This is a genomic window from Rhizobium sp. BK008 (assembly GCF_014197345.1).
Taxonomy (GTDB): domain Bacteria; phylum Pseudomonadota; class Alphaproteobacteria; order Rhizobiales; family Rhizobiaceae; genus Rhizobium; species Rhizobium anhuiense.
The window spans coordinates 1721682-1737714 of record NZ_JACIFK010000001.1 but is presented as its reverse complement, the minus strand read 5'-3'; the positions used below and the strand labels follow the sequence as shown (position 1 = coordinate 1737714).

Below are 16033 nucleotides of genomic sequence, written 5' to 3'. Positions count from 1 at the left end.
TCAAACTCGCTACGCAGGCCGGCGGCACTGACTGACTAAACTTCGCCGGGGCCGGTAAAGGCGCAAATGGGCCGAATTTAGACCAGTTGCGACATCCGACTGTTTCGCAAGGATGACGAATTATGGTTTCTAATTTATTTACGCGGCGTCGCTCTTTCTCTCGACGTCTCAAAAAGAGATGCTTTGGGCCTTCTCAGGCACGCTCCATCACATAACTTCCCGGCGCTTCCTCGATCGCGTTCAACGCGTCGCCGCCGGGTTTGCGCGCCGGCACGCGTCTGCCGTCATGCGTCTCGATCCAGGCCTGCCAATGCGGCCACCACGATCCCGGCGTCTCGGTCGCCTGGTCGAGCCAGGTCTCGTAGTCGCCCTTGGCGGGGCCGCCGGTCCAATATTGATACTTCTTCTTGTCGGGCGGGTTGACGACGCCGGCGATGTGTCCCGAGCCGGTGACGACGAACTCCACTTTGCCGCCGAAGAACTGGCTGCCGAGGAAGACGGACTTGGCAGGCGCGATGTGATCCTCGCGGGTGGCGAGATTATAGATCGGGATCTTCACGTCCTTCAGCGACACCGGCTTGCCGTCGAGGATCATCTCGTTTCGCGTCAGCGCATTCCGGAGATAGCAGTTGCGGAGGTAGAAGGCATGGTTTGCCGCTGCCATGCGGGTCGAATCGGCGTTCCAGAACAAGAGGTCGAAGGGCAGGGGATCCTGGCCCTTCAGGTAGTTGTTGACGAAATAGGGCCAGATCAGCTCGGAGGCGCGCAGCATGTTGAAGGCCATCGACATCTTCGTGCCGTCGAGATAGCCGGCCGCCTGCATATGCTCTTCGAGCGCCGTAAGCTGCTCCTCGTCGACGAAGACCTTGAGGTCGCCGGCATGGGTGAAATCGACCTGGGTGGTGAAGAGGGTCGCGGTCTTGATGCGCTTGTTCTTTTCCTTGGCATGCAGCGCCAGTGTCGCCGCCAGCAGCGTGCCGCCGACACAGTAGCCGACGGCGTTGACGTCTTTCTCGCCGGTCGCCTTCTCGATTGTCGCAAGCGCGAAATCGATGCCCTCGCGGGCATAGGCCGCCCAGTCCTTGTCGGCGTGGCGCGCATCCGGATTGACCCAGGAAATGACGAAGACGGTCTGACCCTGGTCGACACACCATTTGATGAAGGATTTCTGCGGGTTGAGGTCGAGAATATAGAACTTGTTGATCCAGGGCGGGCAGATCAGCAGCGGCCGCTTCAGCACCGTTTCGGTGGAAGCCTCGTATTGGATAATCTGGCAGATGTCGTTCTGGGCGATCACCTTGCCTGGTGTCAGCGCCATGTCGCGGCCAACGGCAAATTTCGTCATGTCGGTCTGGCGAAGGCGAAGATCGCCATGTCCGGCGGCGATATCCTCGGCGAGCATTTTCATTCCCCGCACCAGATTGGCGCCGCTGGTCGCGATCGTCTCGCGGTAGAGCTGCGGATTGGTGGCGACGAAGTTGGTCGGCGATAGCGCAGCCGTAATCTGCTTCACATAGAATCCGGCCTTGTGCTTGGTGTGCTCGTCGAGGCCGTCGGTCTCCGACACCAGCTTTTCCGCCCAGTCGCTGGTGACGAAATAGACCTGGCGGAGAAAATCGAAGAACGGATTCTTCTGCCAGTCCTCGTCCGAGAAGCGCTTGTCCTTGCGGGTATCCGGCTCCGGCGGCGTGGGGCCGCCCTGCAGGCCGCTCGCGCCTTGCATGCGCTGCATCGAGCGCATCCAGATGCCGAAGAACGAGGACATCAGTTGGGTCTGTGCCTCGAAGGTCCGGCGCGGATCGGAAATCCAGTATTCGGTGACCTTGGAGAGCGTCTTGACCATGTCGCTCATCGGATCGATGGCGCTTTCGGTGATCTCGCCGCGTTCGCGCGGCGCAAGCCAGGCAGACGCTGCCTGTCCGAGATTTTCGAGCGCCCGGGCGAAATTCATCGCCATGGCCTCGGGATCCTTCAGCAGATAGGGATCGAGATCGGTCGCGTCGATACCGGCCTTGCCGCCACTCTCCTTCTTGCTGTCGGTCACCATTTCCTCCGGCGGCAGCACTCTTTTTATCCAATCGTTGTACATCGTGATTGAACGAGAAAACAAGTTCCACGCGCGTCGGCTCATGCTATTGCTTTGTGGCTGCGACAAATTTAACAGTCGAAGCAGTCAGAACTGGATTTTTGAGGCATGACGAAGAACGGCATTTTGCGCATCGCAACCTTCAACCGCACCGCACTGATCTGCGCCGCGGCGGCGATGGCCCTTGCCGGATGCAATCTGACGGCGGAACAGAAGGCCGCCGCCGCCGCCAAGCGAGCGGCGCCGACCGCCGTCGTCATGCCGGCGACCAAGGGCGAGGCGGTCGAAGGCGGCCTTGCGAAGTCGCCGGACGGCTATCCGAATTTCGGCGCTCCGCTGACGGCCGCCAACGTCCAGATGAGCGACGAGCAGGCGGCCAACCTGCAGCATCAGCTGACCGCACTTGCCGCCCAGCGCAAGGCCGGCACCCTCTCGGAAGCCGATTATCAGGCCAAGGTCGCCGAAATGCGGCGCCTGGCCGCCGAGCACGGCACCGATACGCTCTCCGAAATCTCCAAATAGACCTTGCCTTTCAGGCAATTTGGACGCAAAGCCTTCCGGATGGATCGGAAGACATAATTTTCCCGATAAAGCGCGTTACGCGGCCTTTCCGTCAAAGATTTGCCGCGTGGCTTGGGTCTGATGAATACGGCGTTGCGATTCTGAAGTTCGTGTCGCAGCCGCCGGGAGACGGAACGAACTTCGACTGCGGCCCGAAAAGCCGCCTTTCCATGGGGAATGAAATGGAAGAGTTTCACAAAGTCCGGCGTTTGCCGCCTTATGTTTTCGAACAGGTCAACCGTTTGAAAGCAAGCGCGCGAGCGGGCGGCGCCGATATCATCGATCTCGGCATGGGAAACCCCGACCTTCCCACTCCCCAGTCGATCGTCGACAAGCTGTGCGAGGTCGTGCAGGATCCGCGCACGCACCGTTATTCGTCTTCCAAGGGCATTCCGGGGCTGCGCCGCGCCCAGGCTGCCTATTACGCCCGCCGTTTCGGCGTCAAGCTCAACCCGGATACGCAGGTGGTCGCCACCTTGGGCTCCAAGGAAGGCTTCGCCAACATGGCGCAGGCGATCACCGCGCCTGGCGACGTGATCCTCTGCCCGAACCCCACCTATCCGATCCACGCCTTCGGCTTTCTGATGGCAGGCGGCGTGATTCGCTCCATGTCGGTGGAGCCGGATGCGAGCTTCTTCGAGCCGCTCGAACGCGCGGTCCGGCATTCGATCCCGAAGCCCTTGGCGCTGATTCTCAACTACCCCTCGAACCCGACAGCCTTTGTCGCGACGCTCGATTTCTACAAGGACGTCGTCGCCTTCGCCAAGAAACACGACATCATCGTGCTTTCGGACCTCGCCTATTCCGAGATCTACTTCGACGGCGCCCCGCCGCCGTCGGTTCTCGAAGTACCGGGTGCGATCGACGTCACGGTCGAGTTCACCTCGATGTCGAAGACCTTCTCCATGCCCGGCTGGCGCATGGGCTTTGCCGTCGGCAACGAGCGGCTGATCGCGGCGCTGACCCGCGTCAAGTCCTACCTCGACTACGGCGCCTTCACGCCGATCCAGGTGGCGGCGACGCATGCGCTGAACGGCGACGGCTCCGACATTGCGGAAGTCCGCAACGTCTATAAACGTCGCCGCGACGTCATGGTCGAAAGCTTCGGCAAGGCCGGCTTCGACGTGCCGCCGCCGGCTGCCACCATGTTCGCCTGGGCGAAGATCCCGGAAAAGTTCCGTCATCTCGGTTCGCTGGAGTTCTCCAAGCTGCTGGTCGAGAAGGCCGACGTCGCCGTTGCCCCTGGCATCGGCTTCGGCGAAATGGGCGACGACTATGTCCGTCTGGCACTCGTCGAGAACGAACACCGCATCCGCCAGGCTGCGCGCAACATCAAGAAGTTCATGTCGACGGCAGACGAGACGATGCATAACGTCATCTCGCTGAACGCGCACCGCTAATCCAACTCTCCGGCAGCCGTGTTTTACGGCTGCCGCCACACAGACATTCAGGATCGATCCATGGCAGATGCCCTCAAAATCGGCATTGCGGGCTTGGGCACCGTTGGCGCCTCACTTGTCCGCATCATTCAGCAGAAGAGCAACGAGCTTGCCGTCACCTGCGGGCGTCCGATCACCATCACGGCGGTCTCGGCGCGCGACAAGGCGAGGGACCGCGGCATCGATCTTTCCGCTGTTACCTGGTTCGACCGGCCGGAAGACCTTGCCGAAAGGGGCGATATCGATGTTTTCGTCGAGCTGATGGGCGGCGCCGAAGGGGCTGCCAACGTCTCGGTGCGCGCCGCGCTCCAGCGTGGTCTCCACGTGGTGACAGCCAATAAGGCGCTGCTTGCCTATCACGGCGTCGAGCTTGCGACGATCGCCGAAGAGAAGGGGGCGCTCTTAAACTTCGAGGCGGCGGTCGCCGGCGGGATCCCGGTCATCAAGGCGCTGCGCGAATCGCTGACGGGCAATGCCGTCTCGCGCATCTACGGCATCATGAACGGCACCTGCAATTACATCCTGACCAAGATGGAGAAGGAGGGGCTTTCCTTCGCCGAATGCCTCAAGGAAGCGCAGCGGCTGGGTTATGCCGAGGCCGATCCTGCCTTCGATATCGAGGGCAACGACACCGCCCACAAGCTGTCCATCCTGACGACGCTCGCCTTCGGCAATCGCATTGCGGCCGACGATATCTATCTCGAAGGCATCACCAACATTTCGATCGAGGATATCCACGCCGCCGCCGAGCTCGGTTATCGCATCAAACTCCTGGGTGTTGCCCAGCGCACCGATACCGGCATCGAGCAGCGCGTCCATCCCACAATGGTGCCGGTCGATTCGGTCATTGCCCAGGTCGACGGCGTCACCAATGCGGTGGCGATCGAATCCGACGTGCTCGGCGAGCTGCTGATGGTCGGCCCCGGCGCCGGCGGCAATGCCACGGCCTCGTCGGTGCTCGGCGACATCGCCGATATCGCCAAGAGCCAGCCGGGCGCCCAGCGCGTACCGGTGCTCGGCCATCCCGCAACGACGCTGGAGCCCTACCGCAAGGCGCAGATGCAGAGCCATGAGGGCGGCTATTTCATCCGCCTGACCGTGCTTGACCGCACCGGCGTCTTTGCCAGCGTCGCAACCCGCATGGCCGAAAACAACATCTCGCTGGAATCGATCGTCCAGCGCTCCAAGCAGCATCTGGCGCCCTCGCATCACCAGACGATCATTCTCGTCACCCACGCGACGATGGAGGAGTCGGTGCGCAGGGCGGTCGCCTCGATCAAGTCGGAAGGTTATCTCTTCGGCGAGCCGCAGGTTATTCGCATCGAGCGGCCGAAAGAGGAAGGCTGAGCCCTTCTTCCCGTTTCGGAACGGTTGAACCGCCCTGTCTCTGGCAGGGCGGTTTTTTTATTATTTGTTCAACCTTCCGTTACGGAAGCCTATATTAACAGATACCGAAATATTGATATAACTAAACCAGAGATGGTGAGTCGTCTGCGTGGAGAATTTCATGAGCAAGGATAGCCACGCCGGTAAGGGGTATGGCCGCCCGAGCGACGCGCCGCCAGACCATCCTGATATGCTTGAGCAAATTCTCAAGCCGGCCTACCATGAAATTCGCCAGGAGGTCCCTGATGAGGCTGACGGCGACGAACACACGGAAGGCCGCAACTGGGCCATTCTGCTGACGCTGTTTTCGGTCATACTGGTGCAACTGGCCGGCATCGCCCTGATCGTCTGGGCGGTATTCTAAAGCGTGTCGCGATCTTTCAGATTCGCTCGCGCTTTAGAGGCTTGTTTGCACGCATGTCGTTTTCGCAAAACCGCCGCACACTTTTGCGCGACATGCTTTGGTAAATATCCGTGTCTGTAAATCCACCTCTATGTTATCTCCGCTGCTCCTGTAGAAAGAGCAGATGAAGTCAGCGGAGTATGGCATGGCAGATCCCGTCGATCCGGTACAGCGCGCGTTTCTCGGCGTGGAGAAATCCGCGCTCGACAATCGCTGGGTCGCGCGGCTCGACCAGGCCGGGCAGAACCGCGCGCTGGCCATGTCGCAGATTCACGGACTCCCGGATCTGATCGCCCGCGTGCTGGCCGGACGCGGCGTCACGGTGGACGAGGCGATCGAATTCCTCGATCCGACGATCCGCAGCCTGATGCCCGATCCTCACACATTGACCGATTGCGAAAAGGCCGCAGTCCGCCTCGTGAGCGCCATCGAGCGCGGCGAGAACGTCGCGATCCTCGGCGACTATGATGTCGATGGCGCGGCGTCCTCGGCGCTGATGTATCGCTTTCTCAGCCATTTCGGCGTCAAGGTGAACATCTATATTCCCGACCGCGTCTTCGAAGGTTACGGCCCCAATCCGGCGGCGATCAACCAGTTGATCGACAATGGCGCCCAGCTGATCGTCACCGTCGATTGCGGCTCCACCAGTCACGAGGCGCTTTCAGCGGCTGCCGCGCGCAATGTCGATGTCGTCGTCATCGATCACCACCAGGTGACACATGAGCTGCCGCGCTGCCATGCATTGGTCAACCCGAACCGCGAGGACGATCTCTCGGGGCAGGGGCATCTTTGCGCAGCCGGCGTGGTTTTCATGGTGCTGGTCGCAACGCTGAGGCTGTTGCGTGCGGCCGGCAACAAGCGCATCCTGGCGATCGATCTGCTGCAATGGCTGGATATCGTGGCGCTGGCGACGGTCTGCGATGTCGTGCCGCTGAAGGGCCTTAACCGCGCCTATGTGGTGAAGGGGCTGGTCGCCGCCCGCCACCAGAGCAATGCCGGGCTTGCGGCACTCTTCCGCAAGGCGGGGCTCGCAGGTCCGGTGACACCCTATCATTTCGGCTTCCTGATCGGACCGCGCATCAATGCCGGTGGGCGGATCGGCGATGCGGCGCTCGGAAGCCGCCTGCTGACGCTCGACGACGCCGGTGAGGCGGAAATGATCGCGCAGCGTCTCGACGAGCTCAACCGCGAACGCCAGGCGATGGAGGCCATCATGCTGCAGGAGGCGGAAGCCGAGGCGCTCGCCGAATATGGCGACAGCGAGGGGGCCTCCGTCATCGTCACTGCCCATGAGAAATGGCATCCCGGCATCGTCGGGCTGATCGCGGCGCGGCTGAAGGAGAAATTCAAACGGCCGGCCTTCGCCATCGCCTTCGATCCCTCCGGCCGCGGCACCGGCTCGGGCCGCTCGATCAACGGCTTCGACATGGGCAGGATGGTGCGATCTGCGGTCGACGAGGGGATTCTCGTCAAGGGCGGCGGCCACGCCATGGCCGCCGGACTGACGGTCGAGCGCGCCAATCTCGGCAGGCTGAGAAGCTTCTTCACGGAGAAGGCCGAAAGGACGGTGGCCAGCCTCGTCGCCAACGAGACGCTGAAGATCGACGGCGCGATCGGCGCAAGCGGCGCCACTCTCGAACTCATCGACCGCCTGGAGGCCGCCGGCCCCTATGGCTCCGGTCACGCCCAGCCGCTCTTTGCCGTGCCGGCACATCGCGTGCGCGATGCCCGCCTCGTCGGCGAGAAACATGTGAAGGTGACGCTGGAGGCAATGGACGGATCGCGGCTCGACGGCATCGCCTTCCGCGCCGCCGATACGGCACTCGGCAATCTTCTCATCAATTCACGCGGCGCCAGCCTGCATGTCGCGGGTTCGCTCGGGGCCGAGCATTACCAGGGTTCACGCCGCATCCAGCTGCGCGTCTGCGACGCGGCTCCGGCGCGGTAATCTTCTGCGAATTTCATCAGCTGCCGGCGGTCATGACACTCATCAGCATCTCCGCTTGCGACCGGCTCTTCATGGCCGCAAAGCCCTTCGCGGCGATGGAATCGCGCTCGGCGGCATCTGCGATCAGCTTATGGCAGCGCTCGATCATCTTGTCATAGGGCTCGACCGCCAGGCCGCCGCTGAAGGGCTGGAGATCCGGGTCGCGGATATCGCCTTCGGTCAGCACGCAGACGCGATTGGCGAGCAGATAGGAAATGCGCACGATCTCGAAGACGCCGCTCGTATAATGATGGATGTTGATGACGATCTTGGAACGGGCAATCGCCGCGTCGCGTTCCGCACCATAGATGTTGAAGAGGTGCGCGACCTTGAGTCCGCCCTGCTCCAGTGTCTTCAGGATATGGTGGCGGCGTTCGTTCATCGAGCCGTAGAAGAGCACGTCGATATCTTTGACGGGGGCGTGCTGTATCTGGCTGAGGCAGCGGCTATAGCCGACCTCGAGCACGCCGGCATGATCAATGCCCTTGGCGGCGAGATTTTCCCGGTTGCGCGGGCTGTAGTCGAGAACCGGAAGCGACTTCAGGATCGAGGTGTAGCGCGAATTGATCCAGATGCTTTCTTCCGACACCTGCTCGAGATTGATGACGACGCTGTCCTGCGGCAGATGGCCGACGATCTCGGCGGGGAGAAGATTGCCGCCGTAGATGATCGGCGCGCGGCCGGCGAACGCATTCATGTCGCGGACGATCGGTGCCGAGCCGCCGAGTTCCTCGAAGGCGCCCTGCAGGCCGAGCGCGACTTCGTCGAAGGCGTGGCTGTGACTGTAGTTGGCCGGCGTCACGATCCAGATGCAATGACGGTCCTTGTGCGCCTGCCATCCGCCGGCAAAGGGCTGCAACGGGTTGCGGAGCGGCTGCTCGATCTTCGGAGCGGCTGGCATAGCGGGCCTTTCGGTCCGTACCGGCTGTTGCGGCGCCGCAGAGGCGCCTGAAGCCTGCGAAGCATAGGCGCGCATCAATTCGCGGCCGCCGATGAATTGGCCGCGCGGCATCCAGGCGGGCGGATCATCAGTCCCCCAGATCAGATGCGGCTGCTTGATGAGCGGCTGGCGGCCTTCCTGCCACGAGGTCAGGAGAGCCTGGTCACGGCTGCGCAGAAAGGCTTCCTTGGTGGTGAAAAGACCATGCAGCATACGGCCGAGGCGGACACCGAACTTCCATTCGAAATCGGCAACGGTCGGTACGAAGGCGGCGATCTTCAATCCGGCGGCGGCAGCCTGCTGGACATAAAGCCCGAGCAGACGTTCGATCACGAAGGGGCGCATCTTGGCGTTGGCATCGCGTGAATAGTGAGCCTCACCGGCATAGGCGGTGCCCGCCGGCGTGCCGACGCGCGCTTGATTTTCGAGCGATTCGAGAATGCGTTCGCAAAAGGCGAAATAGCCGGACCAGAATTTCCGGTTGCCGCAGAAATAGTTGCAGAACATGAAGGCAGTCTTGTCCTGCGGCGGCGCAATCGGATAGCCGAGTTCCTGGATATGCAGGAAGATCGGCTCCATGCCGGGATGGCCGCCAAGCAGCGAATGTTCCCAAACGTTGCTGTAAATCGCCGCGTGGCCGATCAGCGGATTGTAAAGATAGGCGTCCGCACCTTCGGCCCTGGCTTTTTCCGCCTCGGTGACAAAGGACGGGAAGCTGGTCACCGATTTCATCTCGAATTTGCTCGAGAGCAGCCCCCAGAACACGTCGTCACCGAGGCCGATCGCCTCGTGATGCTGATGCAGGATGTGGAAGAGCTCATATTCGCGGGTTGTCGCCTGCGTATTGAACGAGATGTCGAGCGGCACGGCAGCCGCGTCGAGTTGGCTGCGCTGCGAAGGATCGAGATAGGGCTGATAGACGATGACCGATCCCGTGCCGGCCGCTTTTTCCGTGAGAAGCGCCAGATCAGGAAGACCGGCCGGCAGAGCGGAAATGGGCTGATTGATCGTCAAGGCATCGTCCTTCGTGCATGGCCGCCGTCTCCATGATTCACGAAACGGCATTCGGGCTGGTTTGGTGCCTGACTATTGGACGTGAAGCTTGCGCCACACTGTTGGCAGGAATTTCGCTAGACCAGAGAGCGGTTGATCGGCGCTCCGAATGAGCGAGCGCGAATGCCACGCGAGGCTTGCGCAAGGGGAGGGACGAGCGGCAGATAAAGCCGCTGATCTGGCCCGAATAACCGGCTGAATGTCTGAGAGAAAAGTGGCACGCCCTAGGGGAGTCGAACCCCTCTTCCCAGAATGAAAATCTGGTGTCCTAACCGATAGACGAAGGGCGCTTCCTTCGTGGTGGCGCCCTTATAGTCAGCACCTTCGAAGGCCGCAAGCGCCAAGGCGTGAAAAAATCATCGTTTTCGCCGATTTTTTTCGGCTGTGGAAAAACCTTGTATCGTCAGGCGACGGAGACGGGAAAGAGGGGCCGGCGGGCTGATTTAGACGCGTTTGCGCAAACCCGGTGGTACGCCCTAGGGGAGTCGAACCCCTCTTTACAGAATGAGAATCTGTCGTCCTAACCGATAGACGAAGGGCGCAGGCAACTTTACTGAAATAGGAATGCGCGCCGGCTTATGCAAGCGGGTGCGGTCGCTTCGATATGGAGAGAAAGTGGCACGCCCTAGGGGAGTCGAACCCCTCTTCCCAGAATGAAAATCTGGTGTCCTAACCGATAGACGAAGGGCGCTTCCTTCGTGGTGGCGCCCTTATAGTCAGGCGTTTTGAATCCCGCAAGCGGAATTGCGGTTTTTCTTTCAAAAAAATGACAAGAAATCCGAGGGCGTTCGAAAAGCCGATTATTGAAGCTGAATCAATAGGCTGTTGGCCGTTTCTTTAACGAGACGAGGCGGTGCTGCCGTAACGTAATGCGCAAATCGCGCGGCCGTCAGATCGCTCTTGCGGTCGTTATCGGCGCGCGTTTGCCGCCGCAGCCCCAGTTCCAGTCACGGGTTTTGCCGGTGTCGAGATGGACCGAATCCGTATGGCAATAGGTGCCGACGCCGCCGCGGTTCGGGAGCGAACGGATATAGGCGGCGATATCCCATTTCGTTACGCCGTCGATCTGGATGTCGGCCGCCTCGCAGCTCTTGTGCATCGATTCGTCGGCGCCACCGACCAGGCGGTTGTGCTCTTCGTCGCGGTAGCCTGACGTGACAATAACCGGCCGGCCGAAATGGTTTTCGACCGTCTTGATCACTTTCAGCAGGTCGGGCTTGAAGCAGCCGACCTCGACCTTGTCGTTCTGCACATGCAGGCCATTCGGCGCGATACGCGTCATGCCGGGCAGGGCGGCCTTTTGCAGCAACCCGGAAAGACTGCCAAGCAGGTTCTGCTTCGGCGCGCTGTAGAGCGCATTCATCGTCGAGGTCGGAATGCTGCCCGTGGCGAGCGACGCTGTTTGAACTGGCGCAAGCTGGGCGCTGTTGTTCTGTGAGGATTGCTGCGGCAGCACCGGCTCCGCCGGCGGCTGCGGCACGTATGGCTGGCTGTAGACGCTGCTTCGCGCGGGTGCCGCCCCTTGCACCGGCGCATAGGCCTGCGGCTGGATGACGGTTGACGTGCTGTTGTTTTGCGGCGCCGGCTGATGATCGGAAAAAATGCTCATCGCCTGCGCGTTGATCCGGGTCGACTGCAGGACGAGCCCGCCGATATTGGCAGGTGCTGTGCTCGCCGGATCGGCCGGCGGGACGGCGGCATTCGGATCCTGCGCGACGAGCTGAGGCGCGGCCTGGGCGCCGGAGACGTTGACGAGTCGAGGGTCCGTGTAGCCCGAACGAGGGACAGAGCCTGCGCGCGCTACCGTGGCAAGCTGAGGGACTGTGGCCGACGCTGCCGGAGCAACTGCGGCGGAATCGAGCGCCTTCTTGTCCGACGCGCAGCCGGACAGCGCCAGCACCGAGGTGGCGATCAGCAAAGCGCCCGTCACGGGCATCCGCATCTGCATGTTACGCAAGCGAGCAGTCTCCAGTTGATGCGGAAAATGGGCATAAACGCCGCCTTCCGCTTCGAGTCATCGGGAGATTGCCTGCGGGGCCGGATCGCGGCAAGCGGCAAGGCGCCGGCCGGACCCGAAATCGCAAAAGCCGCAAGTTTCGCAAAAGCCTTGCGGCGAAAAACCCTTACCAGGCGCCGGTATTGCCCATCGAGGCCCAGGGTTCGGCGGGCGGAAGCGGGCTGCCTTTCTGCAGGATTTCGATCGAGATGCCGTCGGGCGAGCGCACGAAGGCCATGTTCCCATCGCGTGGCGGCCGGTTGATGGTGACGCCATTGTCCATCAACTTCTGGCAGATCGCATAAATATCGTCGACCTCATAAGCGAGGTGGCCGAAATTGCGTCCTCCGCTATAATCCTCTGTATCCCAGTTGTAAGTCAGTTCGAGGCAGGGAGCTTTTTCGTTGCGTGCACGGTCGAGATCGTCGCGAGCGGCCAGGAAAACCAAGGTGAAGCGGCCCTTTTCGTTTTCGTGGCGGCGAATCTCCTCCAGCCCGAACAGCGTGGTGTAAAAGGCGAGGGAGGCATCCAGGTCTTTGACCCGTACCATTGTGTGGAGATAACGCATTCTATCTACTCCTTTATTGGGGCTGGCTTTTTTCAGCAAGCCGAGGTCAGCTTCGGGCAAGTCAACTTTATAAAATGTGCAGCTGGGAATAACCGAAAACTAGGACTTGCGCTTATCCGTTACCAAGATGTTAATCTTGATTTCAAGAATCAGTTAACCGTAACAGTGTGACGCGTATTCGAGGGGCTGGCGACAATGGCTGACAGGATTTCATCGAACGAATACTCCGATCTCGACGAGCTATCAGGAGAGGCGGTCGATCTTGTTGAAATCACCGGCGTCGTCAAGTGGTTCGACGTCGCCAAGGGTTTCGGCTTTATCGTACCCGACAACGGCATGCAGGATGTTCTCCTGCACGTGACCTGTTTGCGCCGCGACGGTTACCAGACCATCCTCGAGGGAACGCGCATCGTCGCCCTCATCCAGCGCCGCGAGCGCGGCTACCAGGCTTTCAAGATCCTCTCGATGGACCAGTCGACCGCGGTTCATCCGTCGCAGCTGCCGCCGGTGCGCACCCATGTGCAGGTCACCGCGACGAGCGGGCTCGAGCGCGCGCTGGTCAAATGGTTCAACCGCACCAAGGGCTTCGGCTTCCTGACGCGCGGCGAGGGCACGGAAGATATCTTCGTGCATATGGAGACGCTCCGTCGCTTCGGCCTGACGGAACTGCGTCCCGGCCAGGTGGTGCTTGTCCGCTTCGGCGACGGCGAAAAGGGCCTGATGGCCGCAGAGATCCATCCTGATGTTCCGAGCCCGGCAAGCCGGTCGCACTGACATGCGTGGCCTGTCCCTGTTTCATGCCATCCGAAGCGCCATCCTGGCGCTTTTTTTCATGGCTGCGCTGCCGGCCTTGGCCGAGGAGCAGATGCGGTTCGACAAGGAGCCGCTGCTCATCCAGACCGCCGCGGGCAAGGTGCTGCATTTCACCGTAGAGATCGCCTCGACCCCCGATCAGCGCGCCCGCGGGCTGATGTTTCGCAAGACGATGGCCGATGATGCCGGCATGATCTTCGATTTCGACGAGCCGCGGCGCGTCACCATGTGGATGGAAAACACCATTCTGCCGCTCGACATGCTCTTTGCCGACGACACCGGCACGATCCGCCACATCAAGGAAAACGCAAAGCCCTATTCGCGCGATATCATCGATTCGATGGGCGAGGTGAAATACGTCGTCGAACTCAATGCAGGCGTCGTCGCCAAGCTTGGAATCAAGTCCGGCGACAGGATCGTCAGCGCCACGACGACAAGCAAGGCGAAGTGACGGCGGCAGGGTCGCGCGCAGGCGGCTGCGAGGGAACTCAGGAATATCAGGATATTGAATGGTCGGAGTGGAGAGATTCGAACTCCCGACCCTCTGGTCCCAAACCAGATGCGCTACCAGACTGCGCTACACTCCGTGCCGTGAATGGCAGGGGAGATACACGGTTCACTTCGCCGTCGCAACCCATAAATCCAGCGCTGGTCGAAGATTCCTCGCCTGCCCTGTGGATGCTATAGAAAAATCTTGATGGGTCGCACGTCTGCCGTGCCGGGGCGCATTGAACGTCAGGACAAGGCTACCTCAGCCGTGGGCGATCAGGCCGAGATATTGGGCGTAGCTGATGACGACGTAGAAGAAAGCCGTGATACCAGCTCCTAACGCAATGGCATTGAACTCTGGCGAACGTTTCATCATGAGTGCAAATCCACTGAAACCGATGGAGCCGTAGATAGTGCCAGGGACCGGCTGCGGCAATCAGCTTGTAATCACAACATGCGACGATCGGTAACATTGCGCAATTCGGCCTGAGGTCCCTCGGCCATGAAGAGAGGGCTGGATCGACAGGTGGGAAGACGACCCAAAGCCGCTTCGCCCGCCGATATGCTTGTTTCCCCAATGCCTCGGCTTGTCATGAGATGGAGCCGCCAGCATCGTCGCGCACCGCCTTTTTTCTTGAAAAGCCAAGGATTCGCGGATAAGCAAAATTCATCTCTTCGCGCTATCTCTAGCGATGAAGCAAAAGCCCCGGCAACGGGGATTGAGACCATGAAAGGCGGGCGCTGCCCGCATAGTCGGAGACGCCGCAGTCATGTCTGCCAAGATCTATCGTCCAGCCAAGACCGCCATGCAGTCCGGCAAGGCCAAGACCCATCTCTGGGTGCTTGAGTTCGATCAGGAGTCGCCGCGCAAGATCGATCCGATCATGGGCTACACCTCCTCGGGCGACATGCGCCAGCAGGTGAAGCTGACCTTCGAAACGCAGGAACTCGCCGAGGCCTATGCCCAGCGCAATGGCATCGAATATCGCGTCATTGCGCCGAAGGATGCTGCCCGCCAGGTGGTCGCCTATCCCGACAATTTCCGCTATACCCGCACGCAGCCCTGGACGCATTGAGATTTCTCGTCCAAATATGCCGCATTCGGTCGCGCGCCTTGAACGCGACCGCCGGACGGCCCCTTAGCTCAGCTGGATAGAGCACCTGCCTTCTAAGCAGGTTGTCGCAGGTTCGATTCCTGCAGGGGTCGCCATCATTTCAATAACTTAGAACGCAGCTGCTCCGCGCGGCAGGCCTCAGGGTAACAACAGGGGTAACGGCCGCGGCATTTCGCCTATTAGAAAACCCCGGCCCGCCAGTGACAACGTCCGAGGTTTTGATAGAGGTTTCTGCGAGACCGACGTCAGTATCCATCTTCGGAAAAGTTGCTGTCCAGTTCGTCGCCGTTCGGTTCCGTGTCGCCCCCGTCCTCGTCATTCTCTTCTTCGATTTCCAGGTCGGTCTGTTCCGAACCCACCGGCATATACCAATGGGTTTGCGTGACATGTTCTGGGGCGCCGAGGCTGGGTTCGTTGTCGTTGTCAGCTTCCAGGTTCTCGTCGCCGTCCATGAAGTCGAGAATGCCGATCAGATCCTCGATGCATGCTTCGATATTTGCACGATGATTGACTATGGCGACGATGCCGAGTTTTTCGGCTTCACTCATTGAGCCAAGTATCTGCACCAACTGCGAGACACGCATGTCACACCTCCTGCCGGACTGCAAAGGCCGGTCGTTCGTCGCCCACGACGAGAACGAACTGAACCTTGTGGTCGATAACATGGCGCCACGCCAGCTCGGGATGCATTGTGGCCATTGCTTCGGTGAGGGCGCTGGCGTGAAAGCTGGCAAGTTCGGCCGGAGTTGCCTCCGCGAAGAAAGCGTCCCAGTCGAAAGTCTTCATTTTGGTAGGAGTTGCGGTTGCCGGGATGATGGCGGTCACGGCTCTAAGAAGCGTTCGTCTGCTCAGTTTCGGCAAGCCTTCGGCGGCTGCCAGAATCGTTTCGTTCGGCATTATCGTTTCCTCTGCTCAGGTAGTTTCTATGTGCATATTAACTACCATGATTAACCATGTCAATAACAACGGAAATAAATATTGTCATAGTTATGCATCAGATATATAGAAGGAGCCAGAAAGCCACGGAGAGTGAAATGGGACGACCGCCGGTGCCGACGCATCTTAAGAGAGATAAGCGTCTTGTTGTGATGCTGACTGATTCAGAAAACGAACTATTGGCCAAAGCGGCGAAGGATGCGGGGGCGGCGAGTCTGAGTGACTGGGTGAGGGATCTGCTGTTGGAAGCTGCAGCCCAAG

The 16033-nt window shown here is 60.4% G+C and carries 14 protein-coding genes and 5 tRNA genes; 9 read left to right on the top strand and 10 right to left on the bottom strand.

Going from position 1 to position 16033, the window contains the following annotated elements; all coding sequences use genetic code 11:
- Nucleotides 1–193: 193 nt before the first annotated feature.
- Nucleotides 194–2047, bottom strand: a complete 1854-nt coding sequence (locus FHT69_RS08485) for a PHA/PHB synthase family protein (RefSeq protein WP_409527532.1) — start codon at nucleotides 2045–2047, stop codon at nucleotides 194–196.
- A 147-nt stretch (nucleotides 2048–2194) separates the two neighbouring features.
- On the opposite strand from FHT69_RS08485, the gene FHT69_RS08480 reads away from it, so the two are divergent.
- The 5 genes from FHT69_RS08480 to recJ all read left to right on the top strand — a co-directional run bounded on the left by FHT69_RS08480 (nucleotide 2195) and on the right by recJ (nucleotide 7823).
- Nucleotides 2195–2608, top strand: coding sequence for a hypothetical protein (locus tag FHT69_RS08480; protein WP_047614864.1), 414 nt, complete (start codon nucleotides 2195–2197; stop codon nucleotides 2606–2608).
- 221 nt (nucleotides 2609–2829) lie between these two features.
- The gene (locus tag FHT69_RS08475; protein WP_047614866.1) at nucleotides 2830–4047 is read left to right on the top strand and encodes an LL-diaminopimelate aminotransferase; all 1218 of its coding nucleotides are present in this window, start codon (nucleotides 2830–2832) and stop codon (nucleotides 4045–4047) included.
- Nucleotides 4048–4107: 60 nt separating this feature from the next.
- On the top strand, nucleotides 4108–5433 hold the full coding sequence (locus FHT69_RS08470; RefSeq protein WP_183905214.1) for a homoserine dehydrogenase: 1326 nt from the start codon (nucleotides 4108–4110) through the stop codon (nucleotides 5431–5433).
- Nucleotides 5434–5593: 160 nt separating this feature from the next.
- Nucleotides 5594–5836: a hypothetical protein gene (locus FHT69_RS08465; protein WP_047614869.1), complete on the top strand. Its 243-nt coding sequence runs from the start codon at nucleotides 5594–5596 to the stop codon at nucleotides 5834–5836.
- Nucleotides 5837–6020: 184 nt separating this feature from the next.
- Complete coding sequence (recJ, locus tag FHT69_RS08460; protein ID WP_183905213.1) at nucleotides 6021–7823, top strand: single-stranded-DNA-specific exonuclease RecJ; 1803 nt, start codon at nucleotides 6021–6023, stop codon at nucleotides 7821–7823.
- Nucleotides 7824–7839: 16 nt separating this feature from the next.
- Here recJ and FHT69_RS08455 read toward each other — a convergent pair whose 3' ends face one another.
- From FHT69_RS08455 to gloA, 6 genes are all read right to left on the bottom strand, one after another.
- Nucleotides 7840–9816, bottom strand: a complete 1977-nt coding sequence (locus FHT69_RS08455) for a hypothetical protein (protein ID WP_047614872.1) — start codon at nucleotides 9814–9816, stop codon at nucleotides 7840–7842.
- A gap of 254 nt (nucleotides 9817–10070) precedes the next feature.
- Nucleotides 10071–10145, bottom strand: a tRNA-Glu gene (locus FHT69_RS08450).
- A gap of 177 nt (nucleotides 10146–10322) precedes the next feature.
- Nucleotides 10323–10397, bottom strand: a tRNA-Glu gene (locus tag FHT69_RS08445).
- A 74-nt stretch (nucleotides 10398–10471) separates the two neighbouring features.
- Nucleotides 10472–10546: transfer RNA gene (locus FHT69_RS08440), tRNA-Glu, on the bottom strand.
- 198 nt (nucleotides 10547–10744) lie between these two features.
- Complete coding sequence (locus tag FHT69_RS08435) at nucleotides 10745–11812, bottom strand: D-Ala-D-Ala carboxypeptidase family metallohydrolase (protein ID WP_183905212.1); 1068 nt, start codon at nucleotides 11810–11812, stop codon at nucleotides 10745–10747.
- Nucleotides 11813–11978: 166 nt separating this feature from the next.
- Nucleotides 11979–12419 carry a lactoylglutathione lyase gene (gene gloA, locus FHT69_RS08430; RefSeq protein ID WP_063475490.1) on the bottom strand — a complete coding sequence of 147 codons (441 nt, stop codon included), beginning with the start codon at nucleotides 12417–12419 and terminating at the stop codon, nucleotides 11979–11981.
- Nucleotides 12420–12614: 195 nt separating this feature from the next.
- Between gloA and FHT69_RS08425 the strand changes: the two genes are divergently transcribed.
- On the top strand, nucleotides 12615–13193 hold the full coding sequence (locus tag FHT69_RS08425) for a cold-shock protein (RefSeq protein WP_012757289.1): 579 nt from the start codon (nucleotides 12615–12617) through the stop codon (nucleotides 13191–13193).
- 1 nt (nucleotide 13194) lies between these two features.
- The gene (locus tag FHT69_RS08420) at nucleotides 13195–13683 is read left to right on the top strand and encodes a DUF192 domain-containing protein (protein WP_063475491.1); all 489 of its coding nucleotides are present in this window, start codon (nucleotides 13195–13197) and stop codon (nucleotides 13681–13683) included.
- Nucleotides 13684–13742: 59 nt separating this feature from the next.
- On the opposite strand, the gene FHT69_RS08415 is transcribed toward FHT69_RS08420, so the two are convergent.
- Nucleotides 13743–13819, bottom strand: a tRNA-Pro gene (locus tag FHT69_RS08415).
- 672 nt (nucleotides 13820–14491) lie between these two features.
- Here FHT69_RS08415 and FHT69_RS08410 point away from each other — a divergent pair.
- Nucleotides 14492–14797, top strand: coding sequence for an ETC complex I subunit (locus tag FHT69_RS08410; protein ID WP_047614878.1), 306 nt, complete (start codon nucleotides 14492–14494; stop codon nucleotides 14795–14797).
- Nucleotides 14798–14854: 57 nt separating this feature from the next.
- Nucleotides 14855–14931 (top strand) — tRNA-Arg (locus tag FHT69_RS08405).
- A gap of 150 nt (nucleotides 14932–15081) precedes the next feature.
- Here FHT69_RS08405 and FHT69_RS08400 read toward each other — a convergent pair.
- A complete protein-coding gene (locus FHT69_RS08400) occupies nucleotides 15082–15420 on the bottom strand; it encodes a hypothetical protein (RefSeq protein WP_183905211.1) in 339 nt (112 codons plus the stop codon).
- A 1-nt stretch (nucleotide 15421) separates the two neighbouring features.
- Nucleotides 15422–15733: a hypothetical protein gene (locus FHT69_RS08395; RefSeq protein WP_183905210.1), complete on the bottom strand. Its 312-nt coding sequence runs from the start codon at nucleotides 15731–15733 to the stop codon at nucleotides 15422–15424.
- Nucleotides 15734–16033: the final 300 nt, after the last annotated feature.